Source organism: Pseudomonas sp. 1176_21, from assembly GCF_052850635.1.
This window is the reverse complement of the sequence record NZ_VXCV01000006.1, coordinates 234,255-259,344: the sequence shown is the minus strand read 5'-3', so window position 1 is coordinate 259,344 and position 25,090 is coordinate 234,255. Positions and strand designations below refer to the sequence as shown.

At 63.4% G+C, this 25,090-nt stretch carries 20 protein-coding genes; 14 read left to right on the top strand and 6 right to left on the bottom strand.

Going from position 1 to position 25,090, the window contains the following annotated elements:
- Positions 1 to 166: 166 nt before the first annotated feature.
- Positions 167 to 2,086, top strand: coding sequence for an ATP-binding cassette domain-containing protein (locus tag FW760_RS16545; protein ID WP_043864573.1), 1,920 nt, complete (start codon positions 167 to 169; stop codon positions 2,084 to 2,086).
- Between the two features lie 42 nt (positions 2,087 to 2,128).
- On the opposite strand, the gene FW760_RS16540 is transcribed toward FW760_RS16545, so the two are convergent.
- Positions 2,129 to 2,572, bottom strand: coding sequence for a universal stress protein (locus FW760_RS16540; RefSeq protein WP_043864572.1), 444 nt, complete (start codon positions 2,570 to 2,572; stop codon positions 2,129 to 2,131).
- Positions 2,573 to 2,680: 108 nt separating this feature from the next.
- Here FW760_RS16540 and FW760_RS16535 point away from each other — a divergent pair, with 108 nt between their 5' ends.
- The 8 genes from FW760_RS16535 (at position 2,681) to FW760_RS16500 (ending at position 11,736) form a co-directional block, all read left to right on the top strand.
- Positions 2,681 to 3,118 carry a hypothetical protein gene (locus FW760_RS16535; RefSeq protein ID WP_104572766.1) on the top strand — a complete coding sequence of 146 codons (438 nt, stop codon included), beginning with the start codon at positions 2,681 to 2,683 and terminating at the stop codon, positions 3,116 to 3,118.
- A gap of 438 nt (positions 3,119 to 3,556) precedes the next feature.
- On the top strand, positions 3,557 to 5,704 hold the full coding sequence (gene fadB, locus FW760_RS16530; protein ID WP_043864570.1) for a fatty acid oxidation complex subunit alpha FadB: 2,148 nt from the start codon (positions 3,557 to 3,559) through the stop codon (positions 5,702 to 5,704).
- A 29-nt stretch (positions 5,705 to 5,733) separates the two neighbouring features.
- The gene (fadA, locus tag FW760_RS16525; RefSeq protein ID WP_043864569.1) at positions 5,734 to 6,909 is read left to right on the top strand and encodes an acetyl-CoA C-acyltransferase FadA; all 1,176 of its coding nucleotides are present in this window, start codon (positions 5,734 to 5,736) and stop codon (positions 6,907 to 6,909) included.
- 79 nt (positions 6,910 to 6,988) lie between these two features.
- Entirely contained in the window at positions 6,989 to 7,240 is a 252-nt protein-coding gene (locus tag FW760_RS16520; protein ID WP_104572765.1) for a DUF1653 domain-containing protein, read from the top strand.
- A 100-nt stretch (positions 7,241 to 7,340) separates the two neighbouring features.
- A complete protein-coding gene (topA, locus tag FW760_RS16515; protein ID WP_043864567.1) occupies positions 7,341 to 9,947 on the top strand; it encodes a type I DNA topoisomerase in 2,607 nt (868 codons plus the stop codon).
- Positions 9,948 to 10,086: 139 nt separating this feature from the next.
- Complete coding sequence (locus FW760_RS16510; protein ID WP_100633164.1) at positions 10,087 to 10,839, top strand: HAD-IB family hydrolase; 753 nt, start codon at positions 10,087 to 10,089, stop codon at positions 10,837 to 10,839.
- Positions 10,840 to 10,927: 88 nt separating this feature from the next.
- Positions 10,928 to 11,449, top strand: a complete 522-nt coding sequence (locus FW760_RS16505; protein WP_054916191.1) for a DUF6586 family protein — start codon at positions 10,928 to 10,930, stop codon at positions 11,447 to 11,449.
- A 50-nt stretch (positions 11,450 to 11,499) separates the two neighbouring features.
- Entirely contained in the window at positions 11,500 to 11,736 is a 237-nt protein-coding gene (locus tag FW760_RS16500; RefSeq protein ID WP_043864565.1) for a hypothetical protein, read from the top strand.
- Between the two features lie 66 nt (positions 11,737 to 11,802).
- Here FW760_RS16500 and sulA read toward each other — a convergent pair whose 3' ends face one another.
- Complete coding sequence (gene sulA / locus FW760_RS16495; protein WP_054916190.1) at positions 11,803 to 12,285, bottom strand: SOS-induced cell division inhibitor SulA; 483 nt, start codon at positions 12,283 to 12,285, stop codon at positions 11,803 to 11,805.
- 12 nt (positions 12,286 to 12,297) lie between these two features.
- Positions 12,298 to 12,906: a transcriptional repressor LexA gene (lexA, locus tag FW760_RS16490; protein WP_043864563.1), complete on the bottom strand. Its 609-nt coding sequence runs from the start codon at positions 12,904 to 12,906 to the stop codon at positions 12,298 to 12,300.
- 228 nt (positions 12,907 to 13,134) lie between these two features.
- Between lexA and FW760_RS16485 the strand changes: the two genes are divergently transcribed.
- Genes FW760_RS16485 through nagZ form a run of 3 tightly spaced genes read left to right on the top strand, consistent with a single transcriptional unit; the run spans position 13,135 to position 15,439 of the window.
- Positions 13,135 to 13,848 carry a TetR/AcrR family transcriptional regulator gene (locus FW760_RS16485; RefSeq protein ID WP_043864562.1) on the top strand — a complete coding sequence of 238 codons (714 nt, stop codon included), beginning with the start codon at positions 13,135 to 13,137 and terminating at the stop codon, positions 13,846 to 13,848.
- 45 nt (positions 13,849 to 13,893) lie between these two features.
- Positions 13,894 to 14,418 carry a L,D-transpeptidase gene (locus FW760_RS16480; RefSeq protein WP_177333000.1) on the top strand — a complete coding sequence of 175 codons (525 nt, stop codon included), beginning with the start codon at positions 13,894 to 13,896 and terminating at the stop codon, positions 14,416 to 14,418.
- A gap of 22 nt (positions 14,419 to 14,440) precedes the next feature.
- Positions 14,441 to 15,439 carry a beta-N-acetylhexosaminidase gene (gene nagZ, locus FW760_RS16475; protein WP_173925092.1) on the top strand — a complete coding sequence of 333 codons (999 nt, stop codon included), beginning with the start codon at positions 14,441 to 14,443 and terminating at the stop codon, positions 15,437 to 15,439.
- Between the two features lie 73 nt (positions 15,440 to 15,512).
- On the opposite strand, the gene FW760_RS16470 is transcribed toward nagZ, so the two are convergent.
- Genes FW760_RS16470 through mfd form a run of 3 tightly spaced genes read right to left on the bottom strand, consistent with a single transcriptional unit; the run spans position 15,513 to position 22,204 of the window.
- Positions 15,513 to 18,167: a DEAD/DEAH box helicase gene (locus FW760_RS16470; protein WP_254998382.1), complete on the bottom strand. Its 2,655-nt coding sequence runs from the start codon at positions 18,165 to 18,167 to the stop codon at positions 15,513 to 15,515.
- 4 nt (positions 18,168 to 18,171) lie between these two features.
- Positions 18,172 to 18,744: a CsiV family protein gene (locus FW760_RS16465; RefSeq protein WP_043864559.1), complete on the bottom strand. Its 573-nt coding sequence runs from the start codon at positions 18,742 to 18,744 to the stop codon at positions 18,172 to 18,174.
- Positions 18,745 to 18,754: 10 nt separating this feature from the next.
- The gene (mfd, locus tag FW760_RS16460; RefSeq protein WP_043864558.1) at positions 18,755 to 22,204 is read right to left on the bottom strand and encodes a transcription-repair coupling factor; all 3,450 of its coding nucleotides are present in this window, start codon (positions 22,202 to 22,204) and stop codon (positions 18,755 to 18,757) included.
- A 180-nt stretch (positions 22,205 to 22,384) separates the two neighbouring features.
- Between mfd and FW760_RS16455 the strand changes: the two genes are divergently transcribed.
- On the top strand, positions 22,385 to 23,848 hold the full coding sequence (locus FW760_RS16455; protein ID WP_043864557.1) for a glyceraldehyde-3-phosphate dehydrogenase: 1,464 nt from the start codon (positions 22,385 to 22,387) through the stop codon (positions 23,846 to 23,848).
- A gap of 166 nt (positions 23,849 to 24,014) precedes the next feature.
- Positions 24,015 to 24,926, top strand: coding sequence for an FAD:protein FMN transferase (locus FW760_RS16450; RefSeq protein WP_100633411.1), 912 nt, complete (start codon positions 24,015 to 24,017; stop codon positions 24,924 to 24,926).
- Positions 24,927 to 25,090 lie beyond the last annotated feature (164 nt).

Below are 25,090 nucleotides of genomic sequence, written 5' to 3'. Positions count from 1 at the left end.
GCACTGGTGGGATTACGTGCTTAAGCTTAGCCGTTTGCCGGGGGCGGAAGAAAGCATTGTGCTTGTATCGGCATGTAATGCAGGACTGCGGTCGGCACGCCGGTCGCGCTTAATGTGAAGCAGGCGCAACTCAGGTAGAATGCGCCCCCGGTTTTTGGAGAAGATCATGACCCTGCTCAAATTAAGCGATGTGTCCCTTGCGTTCGGCGCCATGCCGTTGCTGGACAAGGTGTCCTGGCAGATCGCCCGTGGTGAGCGGGTCTGCATCATCGGCCGCAACGGCACGGGCAAGTCGAGCATGCTGCGCCTGGTCAAGGGCGACCAGAAGCCCGACGAAGGCGATGTGTGGCGTGCCCCGGGCCTGAAGATCGGCGAGCTGCCGCAGGAACTGCCGGTGGCCGACGGGCGCACCGTGTTCGATGTGGTTGCCGAAGGCCTGGACGGTGTCGGTGCATTGCTCGCCGAGTATCACCACCTGAGCCAGAACATTCACACCGACGCCGACCTGGAAAAGCTCATGCACGTGCAGAGCGACCTTGAGGCGCGCGATGGCTGGCGCTTGCAGCAACTGGTCGACAGCACCCTGAGCCGCCTGCAGCTGCCGGCCGACAAGACCCTGGCCGAGCTGTCCGGTGGTTGGCGTCGGCGTGTGCTGCTGGCCCAGGCGCTGGTGTCCGAGCCCGACCTGCTGCTGCTCGACGAACCGACCAACCACCTGGACATCGGCGCCATCGCCTGGCTTGAAGATGCCCTGAGCGGTTTTGGCGGCGCCGTGCTGTTCATTACCCACGACCGTTCCTTCCTGCAGAACCTGGCCACGCGCATCCTCGAACTGGACCGAGGCGGGTTGATCGACTGGAACGGCGACTACGCCAGCTTCCTGGTGCACAAGGAAGCTGCGCTGGCTGCCGAAGAGACTGCCAACGCGCTGTTCGACAAGAAACTGGCCCAGGAAGAGGTGTGGATCCGCCAGGGCATCAAGGCCCGGCGTACCCGCAACGAAGGCCGCGTGCGCGCCCTCAAGGCACTGCGTGTGGAACGCAGCGAGCGTCGCGAGCGCCAGGGCAAGGCCAACATCCTGCTCGACGTGGCGGAAAAGTCCGGCAAGCAGGTGATGGTGCTGGAAAACGTCAGCTTCGCACACCCCGATGGCCCTTACCTGGTCAAGGATTTCTCGATGGTCCTGCAGCGCGAGGACCGTATCGGCCTGCTGGGCGCCAACGGTACCGGCAAGACCACGCTGCTCAAGCTGATGCTGGGCGACCTGGAGCCAAGCTCGGGCAAGGTGGAGTCGGGCACGCGTCTCGAAGTGGCCTACTTCGACCAGTTGCGCCATCAGCTTGACCTGGAAAAGACCGTGATCGAGAACATGGCCGAAGGCCGTGACTTCATCGAGATCGATGGGCAGAACCGTCACGTACTGAGCTACCTGGGCGACTTCCTGTTCAGCCCCCAGCGTGCACGCACGCCGGTCAAGGCGTTGTCCGGTGGCGAGCGTGCGCGCCTGCTGCTGGCCAAGCTGTTCAGCAAGCCGGCCAACCTGCTGGTGCTCGACGAGCCGACCAACGACCTGGACGTGGAAACCCTGGAGCTGCTCGAAGAGGTGCTGGCGGGTTTCAAGGGCACCGTGCTGATGGTCAGTCACGACCGGGCGTTCCTCGACAACGTGGTCACCAGCACCCTGGTGTTCGAAGGCGAGGGCAAGGTGCGTGAGTACGTGGGCGGCTATCAGGATTGGATTCGCCAGGGCGGTTCGCCCAAGCTGCTCGGCGTGACCGAAAGCAAGTCGGGCAAGTCCGAGCTCAACAGTGCGGTGGTCGAGGCCGTTGCACCCGAGCCTGCGGCAGCGCCGGTGGTCAATGAAGGCAAGAAGAAGCTCAGCTACAAGCTGCAGCGCGAGCTGGAGGCTCTGCCGGGGCAGATCGATGCCCTGGAGCAGAAGATGGCTGCGGTGCAGGCGGAGATTTCCGATGCAGGCTTCTATCAGCGGCCAATCGACCAGACCACCGCCGTGCTGGCCAGCCTCGAGAAGCTGCAGGGCGAGCTGGACACACTGGTGGAGCGTTGGGCCGAGCTCGACAGCTGATATGAAGAAGGCCCGCTGTGTCCAACAGCGGGCCTTCTGGTATCAGTCGGCCTTCTTCTGCAGGCGTACCGCCAGCACATCGCACGGTGCGCCGTGCAGCACGTCATTGGCGGTGGAGCCCAGCAGCAGCGCCAGGCCGTGGCGGCCATGGCTGCCGACCACGATCAGGTCGCACTTCTGGTCCTTGGCCAGCTGGTGGATCTCCTGGCGAGGCTGGCCGTAGGTCAGGTGGGAATCGCCGCGGTTGATCTCCGGATACTTGTTGAATAGGCGGTCCATGCGCTCCTTGGCCTGGTCGAACTGTTGCTGCTGCAGTTGCGACAGGTCCATCGGCACGTCGCCGCCGAAGGCCATGGCCATGGGCTCGACGATATGTACCAGGGAAACCTTGGTGCCGTTGGGCGTGGCCAGCTCGCGAGCGCGCTTGATCACCGGGTCGCATTCTTCGGTCAGGTCGACGGCGACCAGAATGTGTTCGTAGGGCATGAGGGCTCTCCTGACAATCGCGATAGTTAAAGTATGGTCGGTTTCAGGCTGATCGCATCGATGTCGGCTAACCAGCTCATTTGCAAAGTCTTTATAGGAATAACAGATATGACGTTCTGGGTAGTAGTGTCAATCCTTGCGCTGATGCTCAGCCCCATGGTCTGGCTGTTGCCCTCGCGTCGCACCAGCGGGCGCATGGCCCTGCGCCTGGAGGCGCGGCGCATGGGGCTGGCCATGCAGCTCACCCCGCAGACCTGGCCGCACTGGCTGCCCGAAGAGCCGCCGCACACCTGCGCGCAGTATCATTGTGCGCGCCGTCGCGGGCACGCCGACAGCTGGAGCTACTGGCAGGTGACACCAGGGGTGTGGCTCAACCAGTGGCGCGAGCCCTGCGAGGATGCGCGCGTGCTCGAGCACCTGTCGCGCCTGCCGGCGAGTGTCTACAAGGTCGAGGCCAACCCGCAGATGATCGCGTTGTGCTGGGGAGAGAAGGGGGATGCCGCAGCGTTGCAGGACATTTCCCGGTTGCTCAAGGCGCTGGCGTGACCCGTGAGTCGTGTGATTGAACGCCAGCGCCAGCCCCATGGCGGGGCCGGCAACTGAATAAAAAAGGCCAGGCAGGCCGGAAACTTCTTCGATGCCCTCAGTGTAGCTGCGCTTTATCCCTTCGCTGCTTCTCTCATGCGTATCCATGGCCGATCACCTGCATGAATGATGGCCAATCACCTACAGGCTGAACCCGCACCCCTTCGCTCAAAATGACCGTAAAGTCGCGTTTTGCTCGTGCTTTTGGGTATTTGACAACGGCAGGCTTTTCGGTGAATGTGTCCGTACCCAAATCAAACGGGCGTATGAATTGAGCGTTTGTATGTCACATGACGCTCGCAGAATCCCGACTATCGCGCTGACGGGTGTGCCTGGTGCCGAATTTCGTGCCAGCGTTCGGCGTGTACAGTTCAGCTTCCATATCGTGGAGATCAGTTGATGATTTACGAAGGTAAAGCCATCACGGTTAAGGCTCTTGAAAGCGGCATCGTCGAACTGAAGTTCGACCTCAAGGGTGAGTCCGTCAACAAGTTCAACCGTCTTACCCTGAATGAGTTGCGTCAGGCCGTAGACACCATCAAGGCAGATGCGTCGATCAAAGGTGTGATCGTCAGCAGCGGCAAGGACGTGTTCATTGTCGGCGCCGACATCACCGAATTCGTCGACAACTTCAAGCTGCCGGATGCGGAGCTGGTTGCAGGCAACCTCGAAGCCAACAGAATCTTCAGCGATTTCGAAGATCTCGATGTACCGACCGTTGCCGCCATTAACGGCATCGCGCTGGGCGGCGGCCTGGAAATGTGCCTGGCGGCCGACTTCCGCGTCATGTCGACCAAGGCCAAGATCGGCCTGCCTGAAGTCAAGCTGGGCATCTACCCGGGCTTCGGCGGTACCGTACGCCTGCCGCGCCTGATCGGCGCCGACAATGCCATCGAATGGATTGCCGCCGGCAAGGAGAACCGCCCTGAAGACGCACTGAAAGTCGGTGCCGTCGATGCAGTGGTGGTCCCGGAGAAACTTCAGGAAGCTGCCCTGGAACTGATCAAGCGCGCCATCAGCGGCGAGCTCGACCACAAGGCCAAGCGCCAGCCGAAGCTGGAAAAGCTCAAGCTCAACGCCATCGAGCAGATGATGGCCTTCGAGACCGCCAAGGGTTTCGTGGCAGGTCAGGCAGGCCCGAACTATCCGGCGCCGGTCGAAGCCATCAAGACCATTCAGAAAGCCGCCAACTTCGGGCGTGACAAAGCGCTGGAAGTCGAAGCCGCCGGCTTCGTCAAACTGGCCAAGACCTCGGCAGCCCAGAGCCTGATCGGCCTGTTCCTGAACGATCAGGAACTGAAGAAAAAGGCCAAGGCCTACGACGAGATCGCCCAGGACGTGAAGCAGGCCGCCGTACTCGGTGCCGGCATCATGGGTGGCGGCATCGCCTATCAGTCGGCCTCCAAAGGCACGCCGATCCTGATGAAGGACATCAACGAGCACGGTATCGAGCAGGGCCTGGCCGAAGCCGCCAAGCTGCTGGTCAGCCGCGTCGACAAGGGCCGCATGACCGCCGCGAAAATGGCTGAAGTGCTCAACGGCATCCGTCCGACCCTGTCCTACGGCGACTTCGGTCACGTGGACCTGGTGGTGGAAGCCGTGGTCGAAAACCCCAAGGTCAAGCAGGCCGTGCTGGCCGAGGTCGAAGACCAGGTCAAGGCGGACACCATCCTGGCTTCCAACACCTCGACCATTTCCATCAGCCTGCTGGCCAAGGCCCTCAAGCGTCCGGAAAACTTCGTCGGCATGCACTTCTTCAACCCGGTGCACATGATGCCGCTGGTGGAAGTGATCCGTGGCGAGAAGTCCAGCGAACTGGCGGTGGCCACTACCGTTGCCTACGCCAAGAAGATGGGCAAGAACCCGATCGTGGTCAACGACTGCCCGGGCTTTCTGGTCAACCGCGTGCTGTTCCCGTACTTCGGCGGTTTCGCCAAGCTGGTGAGCGCCGGTGTGGACTTCGTGCGCATCGACAAGATCATGGAAAAATTCGGCTGGCCGATGGGCCCGGCGTACCTGATGGACGTGGTCGGCATCGACACCGGCCACCACGGCCGCGACGTGATGGCCGAGGGCTTCCCGGACCGCATGAAGGATGACCGTCGTTCGGCCATCGACGTGCTCTACGAAGCCAAGCGCCTGGGCCAGAAGAACGGCAAGGGTTTCTATGCCTACGAGGCCGACAAGCGCGGCAAGCAGAAGAAGGTTGCCGACCCGTCGGTGCTCGAAGTGCTCAAGCCGATCGTCTACGAGCAGCGTGAAGTCAGCGACGAGGACATCATCAACTGGATGATGATCCCGCTGTGCCTGGAGACCGTGCGCTGCCTGGAAGACGGCATCGTCGAGACGGCGGCCGAGGCCGACATGGGCCTGGTCTACGGCATCGGTTTCCCTCCGTTCCGTGGCGGTGCACTGCGCTACATCGATTCGATCGGTGTGGCCGCGTTCGTTGCCCTGGCTGACCAGTACGCCGACCTGGGCGCGCTGTACCACCCCACCGAGAAGCTGCGCGAGATGGCCAAGAACGGCCAGAGCTTCTTCGGTTAAGCGCCCAACGACTAGAGCGAGAATATTGTATGAGCTTGAATCCAAGAGACGTCGTGATCGTCGACTTCGGTCGTACGCCGATGGGCCGCTCCAAGGGCGGCATGCACCGCAACACCCGCGCCGAAGACATGTCGGCGCACCTGATCAGCAAGCTGCTGGAGCGCAACGTCAAGGTCGACCCGAGTGAAGTCGAGGACGTGATCTGGGGCTGCGTGAACCAGACCCTGGAGCAGGGCTGGAACATCGCGCGCATGGCTTCGCTGATGACCCAGATCCCGCACACTGCGGCCGGCCAGACTGTCAGCCGCCTGTGCGGTTCGTCGATGAGCGCGCTGCATACGGCTGCCCAGGCGATCATGACCGGCAACGGCGATGTGTTCGTGGTCGGCGGTGTCGAGCACATGGGCCACGTGAGCATGATGCACGGCGTGGACCCCAACCCGCACATGTCGCTATATGCGGCCAAGGCTTCGGGCATGATGGGCCTGACCGCCGAGATGCTGGGCAAGATGCATGGCATCAGCCGTGAGCAGCAGGACGCCTTCGGTCTGCGTTCGCACCAGCTCGCCCACAAGGCGACGGTCGAAGGCAAGTTCAAGGACGAAATCATCCCGATGCAGGGCTATGACGAGAATGGCTTCCTCAAGGTCTTCGACTACGACGAAACCATTCGCCCGGACACCACCCTGGAAAGCCTGGCGGCGTTGAAGCCGGCGTTCAACCCCAAGGGCGGCACCGTGACAGCGGGTACCTCCTCGCAGATCACCGACGGCGCCTCGTGCATGATCGTGATGTCGGCCCAGCGTGCCCAGGACCTGGGCATCCAGCCGCTGGCGGTGATCCGCTCGATGGCGGTGGCCGGCGTGGACCCTGCGATCATGGGCTACGGCCCGGTGCCGGCAACCCAGAAAGCCCTCAAGCGTGCGGGCCTGAGCATTGCCGATATCGACTTCTTCGAGCTCAACGAAGCCTTCGCTGCACAGGCCCTGCCAGTGCTCAAGGATCTGAAAGTGCTCGACAAGATGGATGAGAAGGTTAACCTGCACGGCGGCGCAATCGCCCTGGGTCACCCTTTCGGTTGCTCCGGTGCGCGGATTTCCGGCACTCTGCTCAATGTCATGAAGCAGAATGGCGGTACCCTGGGTGTTTCGACAATGTGCGTCGGCCTTGGTCAGGGGATCACCACCGTCTTCGAACGCATCTAAGCGTTTCGTTGTCGGAAGCCGGGGCCTGGTGCCCCGGTTTTTTGCTTTTTGCAGATTTTTTTTCAAGAGGGTTGGCAGCATGCAGATACAACCAGGCGTATACCGGCATTACAAAGGGCCTGAGTATCGTGTATTCGGTGCCGCGCGCCATTCCGAGACCGAGGAGTGGGTGGTGTTCTACCAGGCCCTGTACGGCGATTTCGGCCTGTGGGTACGCCCGCTTTCGATGTTCACCGAGTCGGTCGAGGTTGACGGCGAGCACGTGCCGCGCTTTGCTTTGGTCGAGGCCGAACCCGAGCGGTTTTCGCGTGCCGATGCGCAAGCGGGCTAACCTTCGGCGCTTGACCTCACTCTGTTGCCACTATATATAGCGGTGCCACGTCAGGTACCTGCCGTGTTTTTATTTTCGTTATTCAGGAATTTTCCGATCCATGGGCAAATCGCTGGTCATTGTGGAATCCCCGGCTAAGGCCAAGACCATCAACAAGTACCTGGGCAACCAGTACGTGGTGAAGTCGAGTATCGGCCATATCCGAGACCTGCCCACCAGCGGTTCCGCCAGCAAGGAGCCTGCTGCCAAGCGCGGCAAGGCTGCTGCCGGCGAGGCACCCGCGCTGTCGCCGAAAGAAAAGGCGCGCAAGCAACTGGTGGCGCGCATGGGCGTCGACCCGGACCACGGCTGGAAGGCCAAGTACGAGATCCTTCCGGGCAAGGAAAAGGTCATCGAGGAGTTGCGCCGCCTGGCCAAGGATGCCGACACCATCTATCTCGCAACCGACTTGGATCGCGAGGGGGAAGCCATTGCCTGGCACCTGCGCGAAGCCATCGGTGGGGATGACAGCCGCTACAAGCGCGTGGTGTTCAACGAAATCACCAAGAAGGCCATCCAGGAGGCCTTCTCCCAGCCGGGCGAGCTGGACATCGACCGTGTCAATGCACAGCAGGCGCGTCGCTTCCTCGACCGCGTGGTGGGCTACATGGTCTCGCCACTGCTGTGGCAGAAGATCGCCCGTGGCCTGTCGGCCGGCCGGGTGCAGTCGGTGGCCGTGAAGCTGGTGGTGGAGCGCGAGCGCGAGATTCGCGCATTCATCCCCGAAGAGTACTGGGAAGTGCACGCCGACCTGGGTACTGCCAAGGACGCCAAGGTGCGCTTCGAGGTGGCTCGCCAGAACGGCGAGGCCTTCAAGCCGCTCAACGAAGCCCAGGCCATGGCCGCGCTGGAGAAGCTCAAGGCTTCCAGCTACACCATTGCCAAGCGTGAAGACCGCCCGACCAGCAGCAAGCCCTCGGCGCCGTTCATCACCTCGACCCTGCAGCAGGCGGCGAGCAATCGCCTCGGCTTCGGCGTGAAGAAGACCATGATGATGGCCCAGCGTCTGTACGAAGCCGGCTACATCACCTACATGCGTACCGACTCGACCAACCTGTCGGTCGATGCGGTGGAAATGGCGCGCAGCTACATCGAAAGCGAGTTCGGCAAGAAGTACCTGCCAGAAGCGCCGATCGTCTACGGCAGCAAGGAAGGCGCACAGGAAGCGCACGAAGCGATCCGACCTTCGGACGTGGCCACGCACCCGACCAAGCTCAGCGGCATGGAGCGTGATGCCGAGCGCCTGTACGAGCTGATCTGGCGCCAGTTCCTGGCCTGCCAGATGCCGCCGGCGCAGTACCTGTCGACCACCGTCAGCGTCACGGCGGGCGAGTTCGAGTTGCGTGCCAAGGGCCGTATCCTCAAGTTCGACGGTTACACCCGTGTGTTGCCGCAGCAGAGCAAGCCGGGCGATGACGATGTACTGCCGGAAATGAACCAGGGCGAAGTGCTCAAGCTCATCAAGCTCGACCCGAGCCAGCACTTCACCAAGCCGCCGGCACGTTTCTCGGAAGCGAGCCTGGTCAAGGAAATGGAAAAACGCGGTATCGGTCGTCCATCCACCTACGCGGCGATCATCTCCACCATCCAGGACCGTGGCTATGTGACCCTGCACAACCGCCGCTTCTACTCCGAGAAGATGGGCGACATCGTGACCGAGCGTCTGTCCGAGAGCTTTTCCAACCTGATGGACTACGGCTTCACCGCCGGCATGGAAGAGAACCTCGACGATGTGGCCCAGGGCGAGCGCGACTGGAAAAACGTGCTGGACGAGTTCTATGGCGACTTCAGCAAGAAGCTGCAACTGGCTGAAGATGCCGAAAAGGGCATGCGTGCCAACCAGCCGACCCCGACCAACATTGCCTGCAAGGAATGCGGCAGGCACATGATGATCCGCACAGCCTCCACGGGTGTGTTCCTCGGTTGCTCGGGCTACAGCCTGCCGCCCAAAGAGCGTTGCAAGGCCACCGTGAACCTGGTGCCAGGTGACGAGATTGCCGCCGACGACGAGGGCGAGTCCGAGTCGCGCGTGCTGTTGGGCAAGCACCGCTGCCCGATCTGCGCCACGGCGATGGACGCCTATCTGCTCGACGAAAAACACAAGCTGCACATCTGCGGCAACAACCCCGATTGCACGGGTTACGAGATCGAGGAAGGCAGCTACCGCATCAAGGGCTACGAGGGTCCGAGCCTTGAGTGTGACAAGTGCGGCAGCGAGATGCAGCTCAAGACCGGTCGTTTCGGCAAGTTCTTCGGCTGTACCAACCCGGAGTGCAAGAACACCCGCAAGCTGCTCAAGAGCGGCGAGGCGGCGCCGCCGAAGATGGACGCGGTGAAGATGCCGGAGCTCAAGTGCGAGAAGGTCAACGACACCTATGTGTTGCGTGACGGGGCTTCGGGCCTGTTCCTGGCCGCCAGCCAGTTCCCGAAGAACCGCGAGACCCGCGCACCCCTGGTGATGGAGATCGTGCCGCACAAGGACGAGATCGATCCGAAGTATCACTTCCTCTGTGAAGCGCCGAAGAAGGACCCGGACGGTCGCCCTACGGTGATCCGCTACAGCCGCAAGACCAAGGAGCAGTATGTGCAGACCGAGGTCGACGGCAAGCCGACCGGCTGGCGAGCGTTCTATGACGGCAAGGCGTGGAAGGTGGAAGACAAGCGCTAAGCGATAGAATCGGCTACAAGAGGCTGCATCTGGTGATCCTGGACGCAGCCTTTTTTTTAGTCAGGTCAGCGAACGGTTGTGAGGTTTGATCGGGACGTTTCTCCGCCAGGGCTGTACACCATCGAGCAGAGGCAAGCAGATGAGTCAGGAAATGTTGGAAGCAGGGCCGCAGTCGGCCAGAATCCTGTCGGTGTTCGATTTCGATGGCACGCTGACCCGCCGTGACAGCTTTGTACCTTTTTTGAGGTTCGCTTTCGGCAACGGCTTTTTTGCTCGCCGCATGCTGCGGATGATCTGGCCAAGCCTGCGCTATATGGGGCGGCGGATCAGCCGCGATGAACTCAAGGCCCAGTTGATCCAGACGTTTCTTGCGGGTGTGAAAGAGCAATGGGTCGCGCAGAGGGCGGTGGCGTTCAAGTCGCAGGCGTGGGCCCGGCTGATGCGCCCGCAGGGCGTGATTTCGGTGAAACAGGAACTGGCCTCTGGTGCCGAGGTGACGATCTGTTCGGCATCGCCGGCGCTAGTGCTCAAGCCCTTTGCCGAACAGTTGGGCATCAAGCTGATCGGCACCGAGCTGGAGGTGATCGATGGCGTGCTGACCGGCAGGATCAGTGGCGACAATTGCCGCTGCGAAGCCAAGGTTCTGCGCCTGGAGGCGGTTTACGGGGTGCTGACGCAGTACCGCATGCGCGCCTGGGGCGACACGCGGGGCGACCATGAGCTGCTGGCCGCGGCTCAGGACGCACACTGGCGGCACTTTCATCCCGCGTGGCAGCGTGGCCGCCTGCGCATCGAAAAGATCTACGGCCCGGTCACCCCGGCCACGCCGAAAGACTCGGCTGCAACCACGGTTGGCGGTTTGCCGCGCAACGATGACCGCAAGGGCGGTTGAGCCTCACGCCTGCGGTGATTCAGCTTGCGCGCCTGCGATCCATCACAGAAACTGAGCCCCGCCTCACACTCCCTCGGAGCGCGCCTCGATGGCCCAGGAACTCTATACCCGTACCAACCAGAAGATCTATTTCGCCGGTCTGGCCCTGGAGGCACTGGGCAAGGCGCAGGACAGTCGCGCCATGAACGCCCAGGCGCAGACCCAGGCCGAGCGGGAGTCTGCGCTGTTTCACCTGTATGGTGCGCTGTTGGGGCTGTGTCATGAGATCGGTGGCTATTATCGCTTGCCCCAGGCCGGCGCGCTGCGTGCCGAGCAACTGCTGAGCCGTGAAGTACTGGCGACCATCGCCATTCCCGAGCTGGCTGAACTGGTCGAACTCGCCGAGCAGCCTGAAACCTGGCTGGCGCAACTGCTCAGGGCTTATGCCGATTTGTTCCGACCACCTGTCGCGAGCAAGGCGCCCAAAGGTGATGTGACCCAACCGTTGATTCAGGCCGTGAGCCTGGATGAACCCGAGGCGCCAGCGCTGTCGCGCGAAGAACTGGAGAGCTGGCGGCAGAATCTCAAACGCCTCGTGGTGCGTTTTCGCGAAGGTCTGAGTGAGTGCTGATCCTGCCAGTGGCTGGTACAATGCCGGCCTTTCCTGGAGAACAGTCTTTTATGCCCACGTCCTTTCTAGAAATTGTAGAGTTGCCTGACGGTCGCATCGAGTTGCGCCGCGCCGAGGACGAGGGGTCGTTGGTAACCCTGGATTTTTCGGAAGATGCCAAGGCGTTCCTGCAGGGCCAACACGTCGAGGTAGCCAAGGCCATGCTCAGCGTTGGTGTGCAGATGGCCGGCAAGTTGGTTGAAGGCGAGATCGAACAGGAACATGCAGGCCCACGGGTTCTGCACTGACCGTCAGTATCCGGCTTCCTCGTCCTGAGGAAGCCTGCTGCATACCCTTCGAGCGTTCAGCGAGTATCAGCCCAGGCGGATATTCAGGCTTTGTGCGTCACCCGCACGGGCAGCATTGGTCAGTTGCAGGCGGGCGCCGTTGCTGACCGGATTGAACCAGGTGACCACCGTATGGCTGCGCCCCAGGCGCAGGGCATCACAGGCCAGTTGCAGCGCACTCTGGTTGCCGCGAGGCTGCAGCAGCAGTATGCGTTCGCGGTTGAGCCCTGCGTCCCTCAGCCAGGCCTGGGTAAGGCTGCCGGGCGGGGCGATCAGGGTAAGCCAGCGGGCGTCATGCTCTTCACTCAGTTCGCTCAGGTCGCGTAGCACCGGTGCCAGCAGGCTTTGGCAGTGCTCCAGCGCGCCACGCAAGGACAGCTCGCTGAATGCCTGCGGCTTGTTGCTTTGCCGGGCGGGCTGCCTGGTTTTGACCCGCGGCAGTACCGGCTGGGCCAGGAATGCTTCGAACAAGGGCAACTGTGCTTGCTGTGGTACGTGGGGGAACTGCATGACGCCTCCTTATTAGCGGCGGATAACGCCGACGCTCAAGCCCTCGATGACCAGGTCCTGCTCTTTCAGGTTGACTTCGATAGGGGCGAATTCGGGGTTCTCGGCGATCAGCCAGACCTTGTTGCCTTCCCGTTTGAAGCGCTTGACCGTCACTTCGTCACCCAGGCGGGCTACGACGATCTGACCATTGCGCGCTTCGCGGCAGGTGTGTACGGCCAGCAGGTCGCCGTCGACGATGCCGACGTCCTTCATGCTCATGCCGTGCACGCGCAGCAGGTAGTCGGCGCGGGGGTGGAAGAAGGCCGGGTTGATGGCGCAGGATTCCTCGATGTGCTGCTGGGCGAGGATAGGGGCACCCGCAGCCACGCGGCCAATGATGGGCAGGGCGTTTTCATCGGGCTTGCTCTCGAGCCCCGGAATACGGATGCCGCGCGAGGCACCAGGGGTCATCTCGATTGCACCCTTGCGGGCCAGTGCCTTCAGATGCTCTTCGGCGGCGTTGGGGGATTTGAACCCCAGTTCCTGGGCGATTTCCGCGCGGGTGGGCGGGAAGCCGTTGTCTTCGAGGCAGCGCTTGATGAAAGCCAGAATCTCAGCTTGGCGTGGCGTCAGTTTTAGCATGTCGATCGCTCTGTCTTTTTATACAGTGACTGGGATTATATACAGTGATAGCGGCAAGCTACAAGCGGCAAGCTCCAAGCGTGCCCGCAGCTGCCTGCCGCTTCCGGCTTGTGGCTTGTCGCTGCCTTCAATACCATGACCGGCCGGGCACAAAACGCCCGTGCGTACTTGACAGAACCCTGCCTTGAAACGTATGTTTCAAACAAGTGTTTGTCTCGCGGAGTAGTCATGGCCCAGTCGGAAACCGTTGAACGCATTCTCGATGCTGCCGAGCAGCTGTTCGCGGAAAAAGGTTTTGCAGAAACCTCATTGCGGCTGATCACCAGCAAGGCCGGCGTCAACCTGGCGGCGGTGAACTACCATTTCGGTTCGAAGAAGGCGCTGATCCAGGCGGTCTTCTCGCGTTTTCTAGGGCCGTTCTGCCAGAGCCTGGAGCGTGAGCTCGAGCGGCGCCAGGCGCGCCCCGAGCACAAGCCCAGCCTTGAAGAACTGCTGGAGATGCTGGTCGAGCAGGCGCTGGTGGTGCAGCCGCGCAGCGGCAATGACCTGTCGATCTTCATGCGCCTGCTGGGCCTGGCCTTCAGCCAGAGCCAGGGCCACCTGCGTCGTTACCTCGAAGACATGTACGGCAAGGTGTTCCGCCGCTACATGCTGCTGGTCAACGAGGCTGCGCCGCAGATTCCTCCCCTCGAACTGTTCTGGCGCGTGCATTTCATGCTCGGCGCTGCAGCGTTCAGCATGTCGGGCATCAAGGCCCTGCGCGCGATTGCCGAGACCGATTTCGGGGTCAATACCTCGATCGAGCAGGTCATGCGCCTGATGGTGCCGTTCCTGGCCGCCGGCATGCGTGCCGACAGCGGGGTCACGGACGAGGCGATGGCGGCGGCGCAGTTGCGTCCGCGCAGCAAGACCAGCCACGCCCCGGTGCCGGCAAAGGCCTGATTCCCCGGCTGGGCGGCACAGCCGGCTTCGGCTAAGCTAGCGCCCATGCCTATTCTCGATTTGCTGCACATTTCCATCGCCGACCAGTGCCTTTATGGGTTCGCCCAGGGGCGACTGGCGGTGCGTCTTGCGGTGTCCACCGCACTCAATGGCCCGGGCGAGCACAACGGCTCCGGTTGTACACCGCGCGGGCTGCATCAGGTGCGTGCGAAGATCGGCGCGGGCTTGCCCCAGGGCGCGGTGCTGCGCGGGCGTCGCTGGACCGGCGAGGTCTGGACGCCCGACCTGCACGCGCAGTTCCCTGGGCGCGACTGGATTCTCTCGCGCATTCTCTGGCTCAGCGGCCGCGAGCCGGGGCGCAACCGCCTCGGGCCCGTGGATACGTTCCGCCGCTATATCTACCTGCACGGCACGCCCGACAGCGAACCCATGGGTGTGCCGTTGTCCCACGGCTGCATACGCCTGCGCAACGCCGACCTGGTAGCGCTGTTCGACCGGGTGCCTGTGCATTGCCCGGTACAGATCGAAGAAGCCGCCTGCCCCCAGTGGGCGAGCGCGCCCCTCAACTGAAGGATCATTTATGAGTACCCGCCTGCAAGGCTCCCTGATGGTCGACGTGGCCGGCACCTGGCTGACTGCCGAAGACCGCCACCTGCTGCGTCAGCCCGAAGTGGCCGGCCTGATCATCTTTGCCCGCAACATCGAATGCCCGCGCCAGGTGCGCGAACTGAGTGCGTCGATTCGTGCCGTGCGCCCGGACCTGATCCTGGCCGTGGACCAGGAGGGTGGTCGCGTACAGCGCCTGCGCCAGGGCTTCGTGCGCTTGCCCGCGATGCGTGCGATTGCCGACAACCCCAATGCCGAGCGCCTGGCCGAACACTGCGGCTGGCTGATGGCAACCGAAGTGCTGGCGGTAGGGCTCGACTTGAGCTTTGCCCCGGTGCTGGACCTTGACCACCAGCGCAGCGCGGTGGTTGGCAGTCGCGCCTTCGAGGGTGACCCGCAGCGCGCCACCTTGCTTGCCGGTGCCTTCATTCGCGGCATGAACGCGGCGGGCATGGCGGCCTGCGGCAAGCACTTCCCGGGGCATGGCTGGGCCGAGGCGGATTCGCATGTGGCGATACCCACCGACGAGCGCAGCCTGGAGCAGATCCGCGCAGCCGACCTGGTGCCGTTCACGCGCCTGAGCGGGCAGTTGGCGGCGGTGATGCCGGCGCACGTGATCTATCCACAGGTCGATAACCAGCCGGCCGGCTTCTCGCGGCGCTGGTTGCAGGAGATTCTGCGTGGCGAGCTGGGCTTTGACGGGGTGATCTTCAGCGATGACCTGTCGATGGCCGGTGCGCATGTGGTGGGGGACGCCGCCAGCCGTATCGAGGCGGCGCTGAGTGCCGGTTGCGACATGGGCCTGGTGTGCAATGATCGGGCGGCTGCCGAGCTTGCGTTGTCGGCGGCGCAGCGGTTGAGGGTGAGGCCGTCGCCGCGGATCGCGCAGATGCGCGGGCAGGGTTTTGCGCGTACCGATTACCGCCAGCAGCCCCGCTGGCTGGAGGCGCTTGGCGCGCTGAAAGATGCACAACTGATCGACTGAGGTCCTGCGCCGGCAAGGCTGGCTCCTGCAGGTGCTGCGATACCTGTAGGAGCCGGCCTTGCCGGCGAAAGGCTCAACTAATTTTCGCGGCCTGCCGCTTCCCGGGCAACGGCGCAAACAGCGCATCAATGTCTTCATCCGCCAGCTTCCAGTCCCCCGCCTGACGCCCCTCCAGCAAGCCTGCAGCCAGCGCTGCCTTCTCCTGTTGCAACTTCTGGATCTTCTCTTCCACCGTCCCCCGTGTAATCAGCTTGTAGACGAACACCGGCTTGTCCTGGCCGATGCGGTAGGCGCGGTCGGTGGCCTGGTTTTCGGTGGCCGGGTTCCACCACGGGTCATAGTGGATCACCGTGTCGGCCGCGGTGAGGTTGAGGCCGGTGCCGCCCGCTTTGAGGCTGATCAGAAACAGTGGCGTCTGCAGGCTCTGGAACTGCTGCACCGGGGTGCGCCGGTCGCGGGTTTCACCGGTCAGCAGGCTGTAGCGGACGCCACGCTTGTGCAGCTCCTGCTCGATCAGTTCGAGCATCGAGGTGAACTGCGAGAACAGCAGGATGCGTCGCCCTTCGCTGAGCAGTTCGTCGAGCATCTGCATCAGGCTGCCCAGCTTGCCCTTGTCCGAATGGGTGGTTCTTGGCGCAATGCTTTTGACCAGGCGCAGATCGCAGCACACCTGACGCAGCTTGAGCAACGCATCCAGAATCACGATCTGGCTGCGTGCCGCGCCGTTGCGGGTGATTTCCTCGCGGACCTTCCTGTCCATCGCCACCCGCACCGTTTCGTAGGTGTCGCGCTGCGCGTCGCTCAGCTCCACCCAATGCACGATCTCGGTCTTGGCCGGCAGTTCGCGGGCCACCTGTTCCTTGGTGCGGCGCAGCAGGAATGGCTTGATGCGCGCGGCAAGATGCGCCATGCGCTCGACGTCGCCATGGCGTTCGACAGGGGTGCGGTAATCGCGGCTGAAGGCCTTGCTGTCGCCCAGCCAGCCGGGTAGCAGGAAGTGGAAGATCGACCACAGTTCGCCCAGGTTGTTTTCCATCGGTGTGCCGGTCAGGCACAGGCGCTGGTTGGCCTGGATCTCGCGCGCCGCTTCGGCGGCCTTGCTGTTGGCGTTCTTGATGTTCTGCGCTTCATCCAGAATCAGCAGGTGCCAGGGCTGCGCGGTGAAGTGAGCCAGGTCGCGGGGCAGCAGGGCGTAGGTGGTCAGTACCAGGTCGTACTGGTCAAGGTCGGCGAAGTGTCGGGTGCGGCCGGGGCCATGCAGGGCCAGCACGCGCAGCTGCGGGGTGAAGTGCTGCGCCTCGTCGAGCCAGTTGGGGATCAGGCTGGTCGGCATCACGGCCAGGGCAGGGCGCTGCAGGCGCCCCGCGTTCTTTTCGGTGAGCAGGTGCGCCAGGGTCTGCAGGGTCTTGCCCAGGCCCATGTCGTCGCCCAGGATCCCGCCGACCTCCAGTTCGCGCAGGGTCTGCAACCAGTTCAGGCCTTCGAGCTGGTAGGGTCGCAGCGTGGCGTTCAGGCCCTCGGGGGCGGTGATGTCGGTACGCCTGGACTCGCGCAGGCGGCGGGCAAAGTCGCGTACCCGGTCGCCGCCGCGCCAGGTCAGCGCCATGTCGTCGATGCTGCTCAGGCGCGCGGCATCCGGCGCTGCCAGGCGCAGCGAAGGCCCGCTGTCATTGCCCAGGTACAGCTCGCCCAGGGTGGCCATCAGCGGCTTGATGCGTGCGTAGGGCAAGGCCACGCGCAGCGCCGGGCTGTCATGGCGGGCGCGGTTCAGGTCGATCAGAAGGTGCTCGTCGTCGCTGCGCCGGGCCAGTTCGCTGGGGCGCAGCAGTTCGGGGTTGCTGCGCAGCAGGTGCAGCACGATCGGCAGCAGGCTGTGGCGCTGGCCGTTGACCACGATGCCCAGCTCCAGGTCGAACCATTCGCGCCCCGGCGCTTCCTCGACATCGGCGTACCAGTCGTCGATGTCATGCAGGTTGAAGGCGAAGTCGGGCCTCACTTCCACCTCCCAGCCGGCTGCACGCAGGGTATCGATGCCGGTGCGGGCGAACTGCAGCCAGGCCTGGTCGTCGGCCATCTGCAGCATTTCGCCGGCGCTGTCGGGCAATGCCTTGCTCTGGCGCGTGGCAACGCTGAAGCCCATTTTCTTCAAGGTCTGGCGCAGCGCCTTTTCGGCGTCTGGCTGACGCTGGATACGCTGGCGGACGTTGCCGTCGATACGGATGACTTCGCTGCTGCTCTTGTCGCTGGTGCGCTGCCCGTCATAGGTGAACGCCAGTGCCGCACGGTGTTGCAACTGGCGCTGCATCTTGCCGGTCTTGGGCATGTAGGCGGTGAATTCGTAGCTGCCCAGGGTGAGGTGCGCAACAGCCGGTACATTTTCGATGACCTGGTTCTGGTAGGTCGCCGTGGCTGGAGGCGGCGGAAAGTCGTTGGCCGTCAGCCGCTCCGTCAGGGTGTACAGCGCCGCTGCGCAATGCTTGCAGTTCTGGCGGACAGGGCAGCTGCAGGTGGCGATCAGGAGGGGGTGAACGTCGCCTTCGATCAGCAGGGTCTGCCGGTAGAGGTTGCCGCCGGACCCGTGGCACAGGGTGGTCGCGCCCTTGTCGTCGACCGAAACGAGCCTGACGCGCTTGTTGTCTGCATAGTCAAGCCCTCGGGTGAGGGTCTTGGGGCCGAATTGTTCGCGCCAGAGCTTGCTCTTGAGCGCGCGCTGCAGTGTGGTCGACATGGCTCTACTGTTCCATCATCTCCGCTTCAGCAGGAGAGGTGGTGCGTGTGCCGGCGGCGATCACTTTGAACAGGACCGCCAGGTGCCCGCCATCGAGGAAGGTCAGTTCGTTGTTCTTCACCGTGCTGTTGACCTGCCTGAGCTGTTCGCTCTGGATCACGCTGCCATTGCCATCGAGCTGGTTGACCCAGAAGTTGGCCTGCACTTCGATGAAACGGCCCTGCCTGAGGCTGACATTGCCTTCGACCGGGAAGTGGCCGAACTGCTCCTGGCCCTCGCTGATGGCAACCCGCGACGGTTCGCTGCCTACCTGCTGCTGCCAGGCCTTGTGCAGCAGCACGGTGTAGTTGCTGTCGGCGGCCAGCTTTTCGGCCTGTGCGGTCAGCACCGGCTTGCGCACGTCGTAGTCGCTGGGGGCCTTGGCGCCCTGGCGCCAGTCTTCCGGGGCGAACTGGCTGGTGATCGCGGGCACCGCATTCTGGCGCAGCAGGAACATCTCGACCTGGTACTGGCTGTCGGCAAAGGCGGCCGGCGCAATCAGCGCCAGCAGCAGGGTCAAGCTACGAATTGCACGCATGGATCATCCTTCAAGCGGGTTTCGGGGCGAGTCGTTCGAACAGCGCCTCCACTGTAGTAAAGCGTTCATCGGCGCGTTCCATGGGCACCATGAACTTGAACATCGTCGCGCCTTCGAACTTGTAGCGCTTGGGCTGGCCCTGGATCAGCTTGATCAGCACCAGCGGGTCGACCGGGGTCTCGGCCTCGAATTCCACCCGTCCGCCTTGCGGGCCGGCGTCGACCTTCTTGATGCCCAGCTTCTCGGCCTGCAGCTTGAGCAGGGTCAGGCGCACCAGGTTCTTGGTCGGCTCGGGCAGCAGCCCGAAACGGTCGATCATCTCCACCTGCAGATCCTTCAGGCCATCTTCGTCCACCGCCGAGGCGATGCGCTTGTACAGGATCAGGCGCGCATGCACGTCGGGCAGGTAGTCCTCGGGGATCAGTGCCGGTACGCGCAGGTTGATCTCCGGGCCGCCGCCCAGGGGCTGGTCGAGGTTGGGCTGGGTGCCCTTGCGAATCGCCTTGACGGCGCGTTCGAGCATTTCCATGTAGAGGGTGAAGCCCACCGCCTGGATCTGCCCGCTCTGGCCTTCGCCCAGCAGTTCGCCGGCGCCGCGGATCTCCAGGTCGTTGGTGGCCAGCACGAAGCCTGCGCCCAGGTCCTGGGTATTGGCGATGGCCTCCAGGCGCTTTTCGGCGTCGGGGGTGATCTGCTGGCGTGGGGGCGTCAGCAGGTAGGCATAGGCCTGGTGGTGGCTGCGCCCCACACGGCCGCGCAACTGGTGCAACTGGGCCAGGCCGAACTTGTCGGCACGCTCGATGATGATGGTGTTGGCGCTGGGCACGTCGATGCCGGTCTCGATGATGGTCGAGGCGATCAGCACGTTGAAGCGCTTGTGGTAGAAGTCGCTCATCACCTGTTCGAGTTCGCGTTCGCGCATCTGCCCGTGGCCGATACCGATGCGCGCCTCGGGTACCAGTTCGGCGAGGTCGGCGGCGCACTTCTCGATGCTCTTCACGTCGTTGTGCAGGTAGTACACCTGGCCGCCACGCAGCAGTTCGCGCAGCAGCGCCTCCTTGATGGTGCTCTTGTTCTGCTCCATCACGAAGGTGCGCACCGACAGCCGGCGTGCCGGCGGGGTGGCGATGATCGACAGGTCGCGCATGCCCGCCACCGCCATGTTCAGCGTGCGCGGGATCGGCGTGGCGGTCAGGGTCAGGATGTCGACTTCGCTGCGCAGCGCCTTGAGCTGCTCTTTCTGGCGCACGCCGAACCGGTGTTCCTCGTCGATGATGACCAGGCCCAGGTCCTTGAACTTGACGTCGTCCTGCAGCAGCTTGTGGGTGCCGATGACGATGTCGATCTTGCCTTCGGCGAGGTCCGCCACGGCGGCACCGACTTCCTTGGCCGACTTGAAGCGGCTCATCACTTCGACGGTTACCGGCCAGTCGGCAAAGCGGTCGCGGAAACTGTTGTAGTGCTGCTGGGCGAGCAGGGTGGTGGGCACCAGGATCGCTACCTGGCGCCCGCCGTGCACGGCGATGAAGGCGGCACGCATGGCCACTTCGGTCTTGCCGAAGCCGACATCGCCGCACACCAGGCGGTCCATCGGCTTGGCGGCGAGCATGTCCTCGCGTACCGCTTCGATGGCCGACTGCTGGTCCGGGGTTTCCTCGAACGGGAAGCCGGCACTGAAGGTGGCGTAGTCCACCGACGGGTCGGCAAACGCATAGCCCTTGCGCGCGGCGCGCCGGGCATAGATGTCGAGCAGCTCGGCAGCCACGTCGCGCACTTGTTCGGCTGCCTTGCGCTTGGCCTTCTGCCAGGTCTCGGAGCCCAGACGGTGCAGCGGTGCCAGCGCATCGTCGCTGCCGGTGTAGCGCGCGATCAGGTGCAGGTTGGCCACCGGCACGTACAGCTTGGCGCCTTCGGCGTATTCAAGGGTGAGAAACTCGGCGGCCTGGCCGTCGATCTCCAGTGTCGCCAGGCCCAGGTAGCGGCCCACGCCATGGTCGATATGCACCACCGGGGCGCCTTCGCGCAGCTCGGTAAGGTTCTTGATCACCGCGTCGTTGTTGACGTCGCTGCGCTTTTCGCGGCGCCGACGCTGCATCACGCGCTGGCCGAACAGCGGGCTCTCGGCAACCAGAGCCAGGGCCGGATCGTCCAGCAGCAGGCCGTCGTCCAGTGGTGCGATGGTGATTGCCAGGCGCTGCTTGCTGGCGACGAACTCGTGCCAGCCATCGACGGTTTGCGGGCGCAGTTTCAGGCGTTCGAGCAGCTCCAGCAGCACTTCGCGGCGCCCGGCCGATTCGGCGGTGAACAGCACGCGGCCGGGGAATTGCTCGAGAAACCCCGACAGCGCCGCCAGGGGCTGGTTGGCCTTGGCTTCGATGGCGAGGTTGGGCAGCGTCTGCGCGGCAAAGCGCTCGCGGCCGGGGCCGGCGTCGATGTCGTCCTGGCTGACCACCACCCGTGGCCAGCCCTTGAGCCGGGCGAAGCAGTCTTCCACCGGCATGAACAGCTCGGCAGGCGGCAGCAGAGGGCGGTTAGGGTCGATGCGCCGCTCTTCATAGCGGTTGCGTACATCGCTCCAGAAGTGCTCGGCGGCCTGTTCCACACCGGGCAGGGAGAACACCTGGGTGTTTTCCGGCAAGTAGTCGAACAGGGTCGAGGTTTCTTCGAAAAACAGCGGCAGGTAGTACTCGATGCCGGCCGGCACGATACCGCTGCTCAGGTCCTGGAAGATCGGGCTGCGGCGAAAATCCACGTCGAAGCGTTCGCGAAAGCGCGCTTTGAAGCGGGTGACTTCGTCTTTTTGCAGCGGGAACTCGCGGGCCGGCAGCAGGCGTACCGAGTCGACCTTGTCGATCGAGCGCTGGCTCTCCGGGTCGAAGGTGCGCAGGGTCTCGATCTCGTCATCGAACAGGTCGATGCGGTACGGCAGCTTGCTGCCCATCGGGAACAGGTCGATCAGGGCACCGCGCACGGCGAACTCGCCATGCTCGTACACGGTGTCGACGCAGCGGTAGCCGCTGGCCTCCAGGCGCGTGCGCATCTGTTCCACATCCAGCTTCTGGCCGATGTCCAGCACCAGGCTGCTGCCCAGCAGAAAGCGCGTGGGCGCCAGGCGGTGCAGTGCGGTGGTGATCGGCACCACGAGGATGCCGTGGTCCAGCTCCGGCAACCGGTACAGGCTGGCGATCCGTTGCGAAATGATGTCCTGGTGCGGCGAGAACAGGTCGTAGGGCAGGGTTTCCCAGTCGGGGAACGGCAGCACGGCCAGTTCCGGGGCGAAGAAACGCAGCTCCTGCTCCAGCCGGTCGGCGCTCTGGCTGTCGGCGGTCAGCAGCAGGGTGAAGCGCTTCGCGGCGCTGGCGGCCTCGGCGATGGCCAGGCTCAGGGCGGCACCGGGCAGGTTGCCCCAGGTGTGTTTGCCGGCGCTGGCCGGCAGGTGAGGTAGACGCAGAACAGGCACGGGAGGTCGAGCTCCAAGCGTTGCGACAAAACGCCGATTGTACCGGGCGCGGGGCATTGCTGTCAGGTTTCAGCCGCCTGAATGTGGGGCCCGGATCATACCGTGCGGCGCCGGCGACAGGCGCTCATTGCTCGAAGCGACGCGGGGCGTCATAATGTAGCCCCTTTTTTCTGTCCCTACATGTGGAAGGTTCCCGTGACTCAGAAGCCCGACCAGTGTCTTGGTGAGTGGATCGATCGTGAAGCGCTTGCAGAAGCGATGATCCCGCTTATCGGTCAGCTCTACCGCAATAACAATGTGGTGAGCTCGATCTATGGCCGTAGCCTGATCAACCGTTCGGTGATCGCGATCCTCAAAGCCCACCGCTTTGCCCGTCATCGCCAGACCGACGAAACCGAACTGTCTGTCCACGAGACATTCCCGCTGCTCAAGGCCATGAGCGAGCTCAAGCTGGGCGCCGCTTCGGTCGACCTGGGCAAGCTGGCCAACAAGTTCAAGCAAGAAGGCAACGGCCGCAGCGCCGAGCAGTTCGTGCGTGAAGAAATGGCCGACGTGGTTGGCCAGCAGAACGCCTCCGCACGCAAGGGCACCGACGTGGTCCTGTACGGCTTCGGTCGTATCGGCCGTCTGCTGGCGCGTATCCTGATCGAGAAGACCGGTGGTGGCGACGGCCTGCGCCTGCGTGCCATCGTGGTACGCAAGGGCGCCGAGAACGACCTGATCAAGCGCGCCAGCCTGCTGCGTCGCGACTCGGTGCACGGTCCGTTCGATGGCACCATCACCATCGACGAAGAAAACAACACCATCACCGCCAACGGCAACCTGATCCAGGTTATCTACGCGAAGAACCCGAGCGAAGTCGACTATACCCAGTACGGTATCGAGAACGCCCTGGTGGTCGACAACACCGGCGTCTGGCGCGATGCCGACGGCCTGGGCCAGCACCTGGCCTGCCCGGGTGCCGCACGCGTTATCCTCACCGCACCGGGCAAGGGCGCGCTGAAGAACATCGTGCACGGCATCAACCACGCCGACATCAGCCCTGACGACAAGATCATCTCGGCGGCTTCCTGCACCACCAACGCCATCGTGCCGGTGCTCAAGGCAGTCAACGACAAGTTCGGCATCGTCAACGGTCACGTCGAAACCGTTCACTCGTACACCAACGACCAGAACCTGATCGACAACTTCCACAAGGGCAGCCGCCGTGGTCGTTCCGCTGCGCTGAACATGGTCATCACCGAGACCGGCGCCGCCACTGCCGCCGCCAAGGCGCTGCCAGTGCTCAAGGGCAAGCTGACCGGTAACGCGATCCGCGTTCCGACGCCGAACGTCTCGATGGCGATCCTGAACCTGAACCTGGAAAAGGCCACCAGCCGCGACGAGATCAACGAGTACCTGCGCCAGATGGCCATGCACTCGGACCTGCACAAGCAGATCGACTTCGTCAGCTCGCAGGAAGTGGTTTCCAGCGACTTCGTCGGCTCGCGTCACGCCGGTGTGGTCGATGCCGAGGCCACCATCTGCAACGACAACCGCGTTGTACTGTACGTTTGGTACGACAACGAGTTCGGTTACAGCTGCCAGGTAGTGCGCGTGATGGAAGACATGGCCGGGGTCAACCCGCCAGCGTTCCCACGCTAAGCATTACGTTGCGTTGAAAGAACGGGAGCCTGCGGGTTCCCGTTTTTTTTGGCTTCAGAAAAGGAGGCGTCGTGTGAAAAAGGGATGGGCTGCGCTGCCTGCCCTGGTGGCATTGCTGGTCGGTTGCGAGCACAGGGATTCGATCGAGCGCATCAGTGGCCCGACCATGGGCAGCAGCTACACCGTGCAGTACGTGCGCAAGGCCGGCGGCCCGACGCCTGGGCAGGTGCAGCAGGAGGTCGAGGCGATCCTGCAGGGCATCGACCAGCGCTTCTCCACCTACCGCAGCGATTCACTGGTGGGGCAGTTCAACCAGTTGCCCGCCAACCGCTGCCAGGCGATGCCGGCCGACGTGCTGCAGCTTGTGCGGGTAGGTGAGCAGCTCTCGCGCCAGAGTGACGGTGCCTTCGATCTCACGGTGGAGCCGCTGCTCGACCTGTGGGGCTTCGGGCCCCAGGCGCGTGAAGAGAAGGTGCCCGATGCCCGGCGGCTGGCGCAGGTGCGCGAGCGGGTGGGGTATACCCACTTGCGTATCGAAGGCCAGCAACTGTGCAAGGACGCTGGCGTCGAGGTCGACTTCAACAGCATCGCCGCCGGGCATGCGGTCGACCTGATCGTGGCACGTATGCAAGCCCTGGGGGTCGAAAGCTTTCTGGTGGAGGCTACCGGTGAGCTCAAGGCAATGGGGCGCAAGCCCGATGGCAGTGCCTGGCGCATTGCACTCGAACTGCCGCGCGACGATCTGCAGATAGCCCAGCAGGTGTTGCCGCTGGAGGGGTACGGGGTGTCCACGTCGGGTGACTACCGCAATTATTTCGAGGAGAATGGCCAACGTTATTCGCATACCTTCGATGCGCGCCTGGGCACCCCGGTGGCCCATGCGTTGGCGGCGGTGACGGTGCTGGCGCCCACTGCGCTGATGGCTGACGGGTACTCGACCCTGTTGCTGATCCTGGGCCCGGAGCAGGGTTGGCGCTTCGCGCTCGAGCATCGGATTGCGGCAGTGTTCGTGAATCGGGTCGAGGGTGGGTTCGTTTCCCGGGCCACGCCAGCATTCAACAGCATTGCGGGGAAATGAAAGGCTTCGCCAGCAAGGCGGCCTACATGTAGTGCAGAGAAAAATAGCCTACGACGCGACCAAGGGTTAATGTGCGCGGCGTTCAAGCTTGATTAGACTGCACCCGAATTTTTGCATGGCGCCGATGGCGGCATGATGTAGCCCCGGAGGTCAATCTGGCGTCC

What these genes read in the sequence shown, in the direction of transcription:
- FW760_RS16545 (WP_043864573.1), top strand. Translation starts at nt 167, where the DNA reads ATGACCCTGCTCAAATTAAGCGATGTGTCCCTTGCGTTCGGCGCCATG.
- FW760_RS16540 (WP_043864572.1), bottom strand. Translation starts at nt 2,572, where the DNA reads ATGCCCTACGAACACATTCTGGTCGCCGTCGACCTGACCGAAGAATGC.
- FW760_RS16535 (WP_104572766.1), top strand. Translation starts at nt 2,681, where the DNA reads ATGACGTTCTGGGTAGTAGTGTCAATCCTTGCGCTGATGCTCAGCCCC.
- fadB (WP_043864570.1), top strand. Translation starts at nt 3,557, where the DNA reads ATGATTTACGAAGGTAAAGCCATCACGGTTAAGGCTCTTGAAAGCGGC.
- fadA (WP_043864569.1), top strand. Translation starts at nt 5,734, where the DNA reads ATGAGCTTGAATCCAAGAGACGTCGTGATCGTCGACTTCGGTCGTACG.
- FW760_RS16520 (WP_104572765.1), top strand. Translation starts at nt 6,989, where the DNA reads ATGCAGATACAACCAGGCGTATACCGGCATTACAAAGGGCCTGAGTAT.
- topA (WP_043864567.1), top strand. Translation starts at nt 7,341, where the DNA reads ATGGGCAAATCGCTGGTCATTGTGGAATCCCCGGCTAAGGCCAAGACC.
- FW760_RS16510 (WP_100633164.1), top strand. Translation starts at nt 10,087, where the DNA reads ATGAGTCAGGAAATGTTGGAAGCAGGGCCGCAGTCGGCCAGAATCCTG.
- FW760_RS16505 (WP_054916191.1), top strand. Translation starts at nt 10,928, where the DNA reads ATGGCCCAGGAACTCTATACCCGTACCAACCAGAAGATCTATTTCGCC.
- FW760_RS16500 (WP_043864565.1), top strand. Translation starts at nt 11,500, where the DNA reads ATGCCCACGTCCTTTCTAGAAATTGTAGAGTTGCCTGACGGTCGCATC.
- sulA (WP_054916190.1), bottom strand. Translation starts at nt 12,285, where the DNA reads ATGCAGTTCCCCCACGTACCACAGCAAGCACAGTTGCCCTTGTTCGAA.
- lexA (WP_043864563.1), bottom strand. Translation starts at nt 12,906, where the DNA reads ATGCTAAAACTGACGCCACGCCAAGCTGAGATTCTGGCTTTCATCAAG.
- FW760_RS16485 (WP_043864562.1), top strand. Translation starts at nt 13,135, where the DNA reads ATGGCCCAGTCGGAAACCGTTGAACGCATTCTCGATGCTGCCGAGCAG.
- FW760_RS16480 (WP_177333000.1), top strand. Translation starts at nt 13,894, where the DNA reads ATGCCTATTCTCGATTTGCTGCACATTTCCATCGCCGACCAGTGCCTT.
- FW760_RS16470 (WP_254998382.1), bottom strand. Translation starts at nt 18,167, where the DNA reads ATGTCGACCACACTGCAGCGCGCGCTCAAGAGCAAGCTCTGGCGCGAA.
- FW760_RS16465 (WP_043864559.1), bottom strand. Translation starts at nt 18,744, where the DNA reads ATGCGTGCAATTCGTAGCTTGACCCTGCTGCTGGCGCTGATTGCGCCG.
- FW760_RS16455 (WP_043864557.1), top strand. Translation starts at nt 22,385, where the DNA reads ATGTGGAAGGTTCCCGTGACTCAGAAGCCCGACCAGTGTCTTGGTGAG.
- FW760_RS16450 (WP_100633411.1), top strand. Translation starts at nt 24,015, where the DNA reads ATGGGCAGCAGCTACACCGTGCAGTACGTGCGCAAGGCCGGCGGCCCG.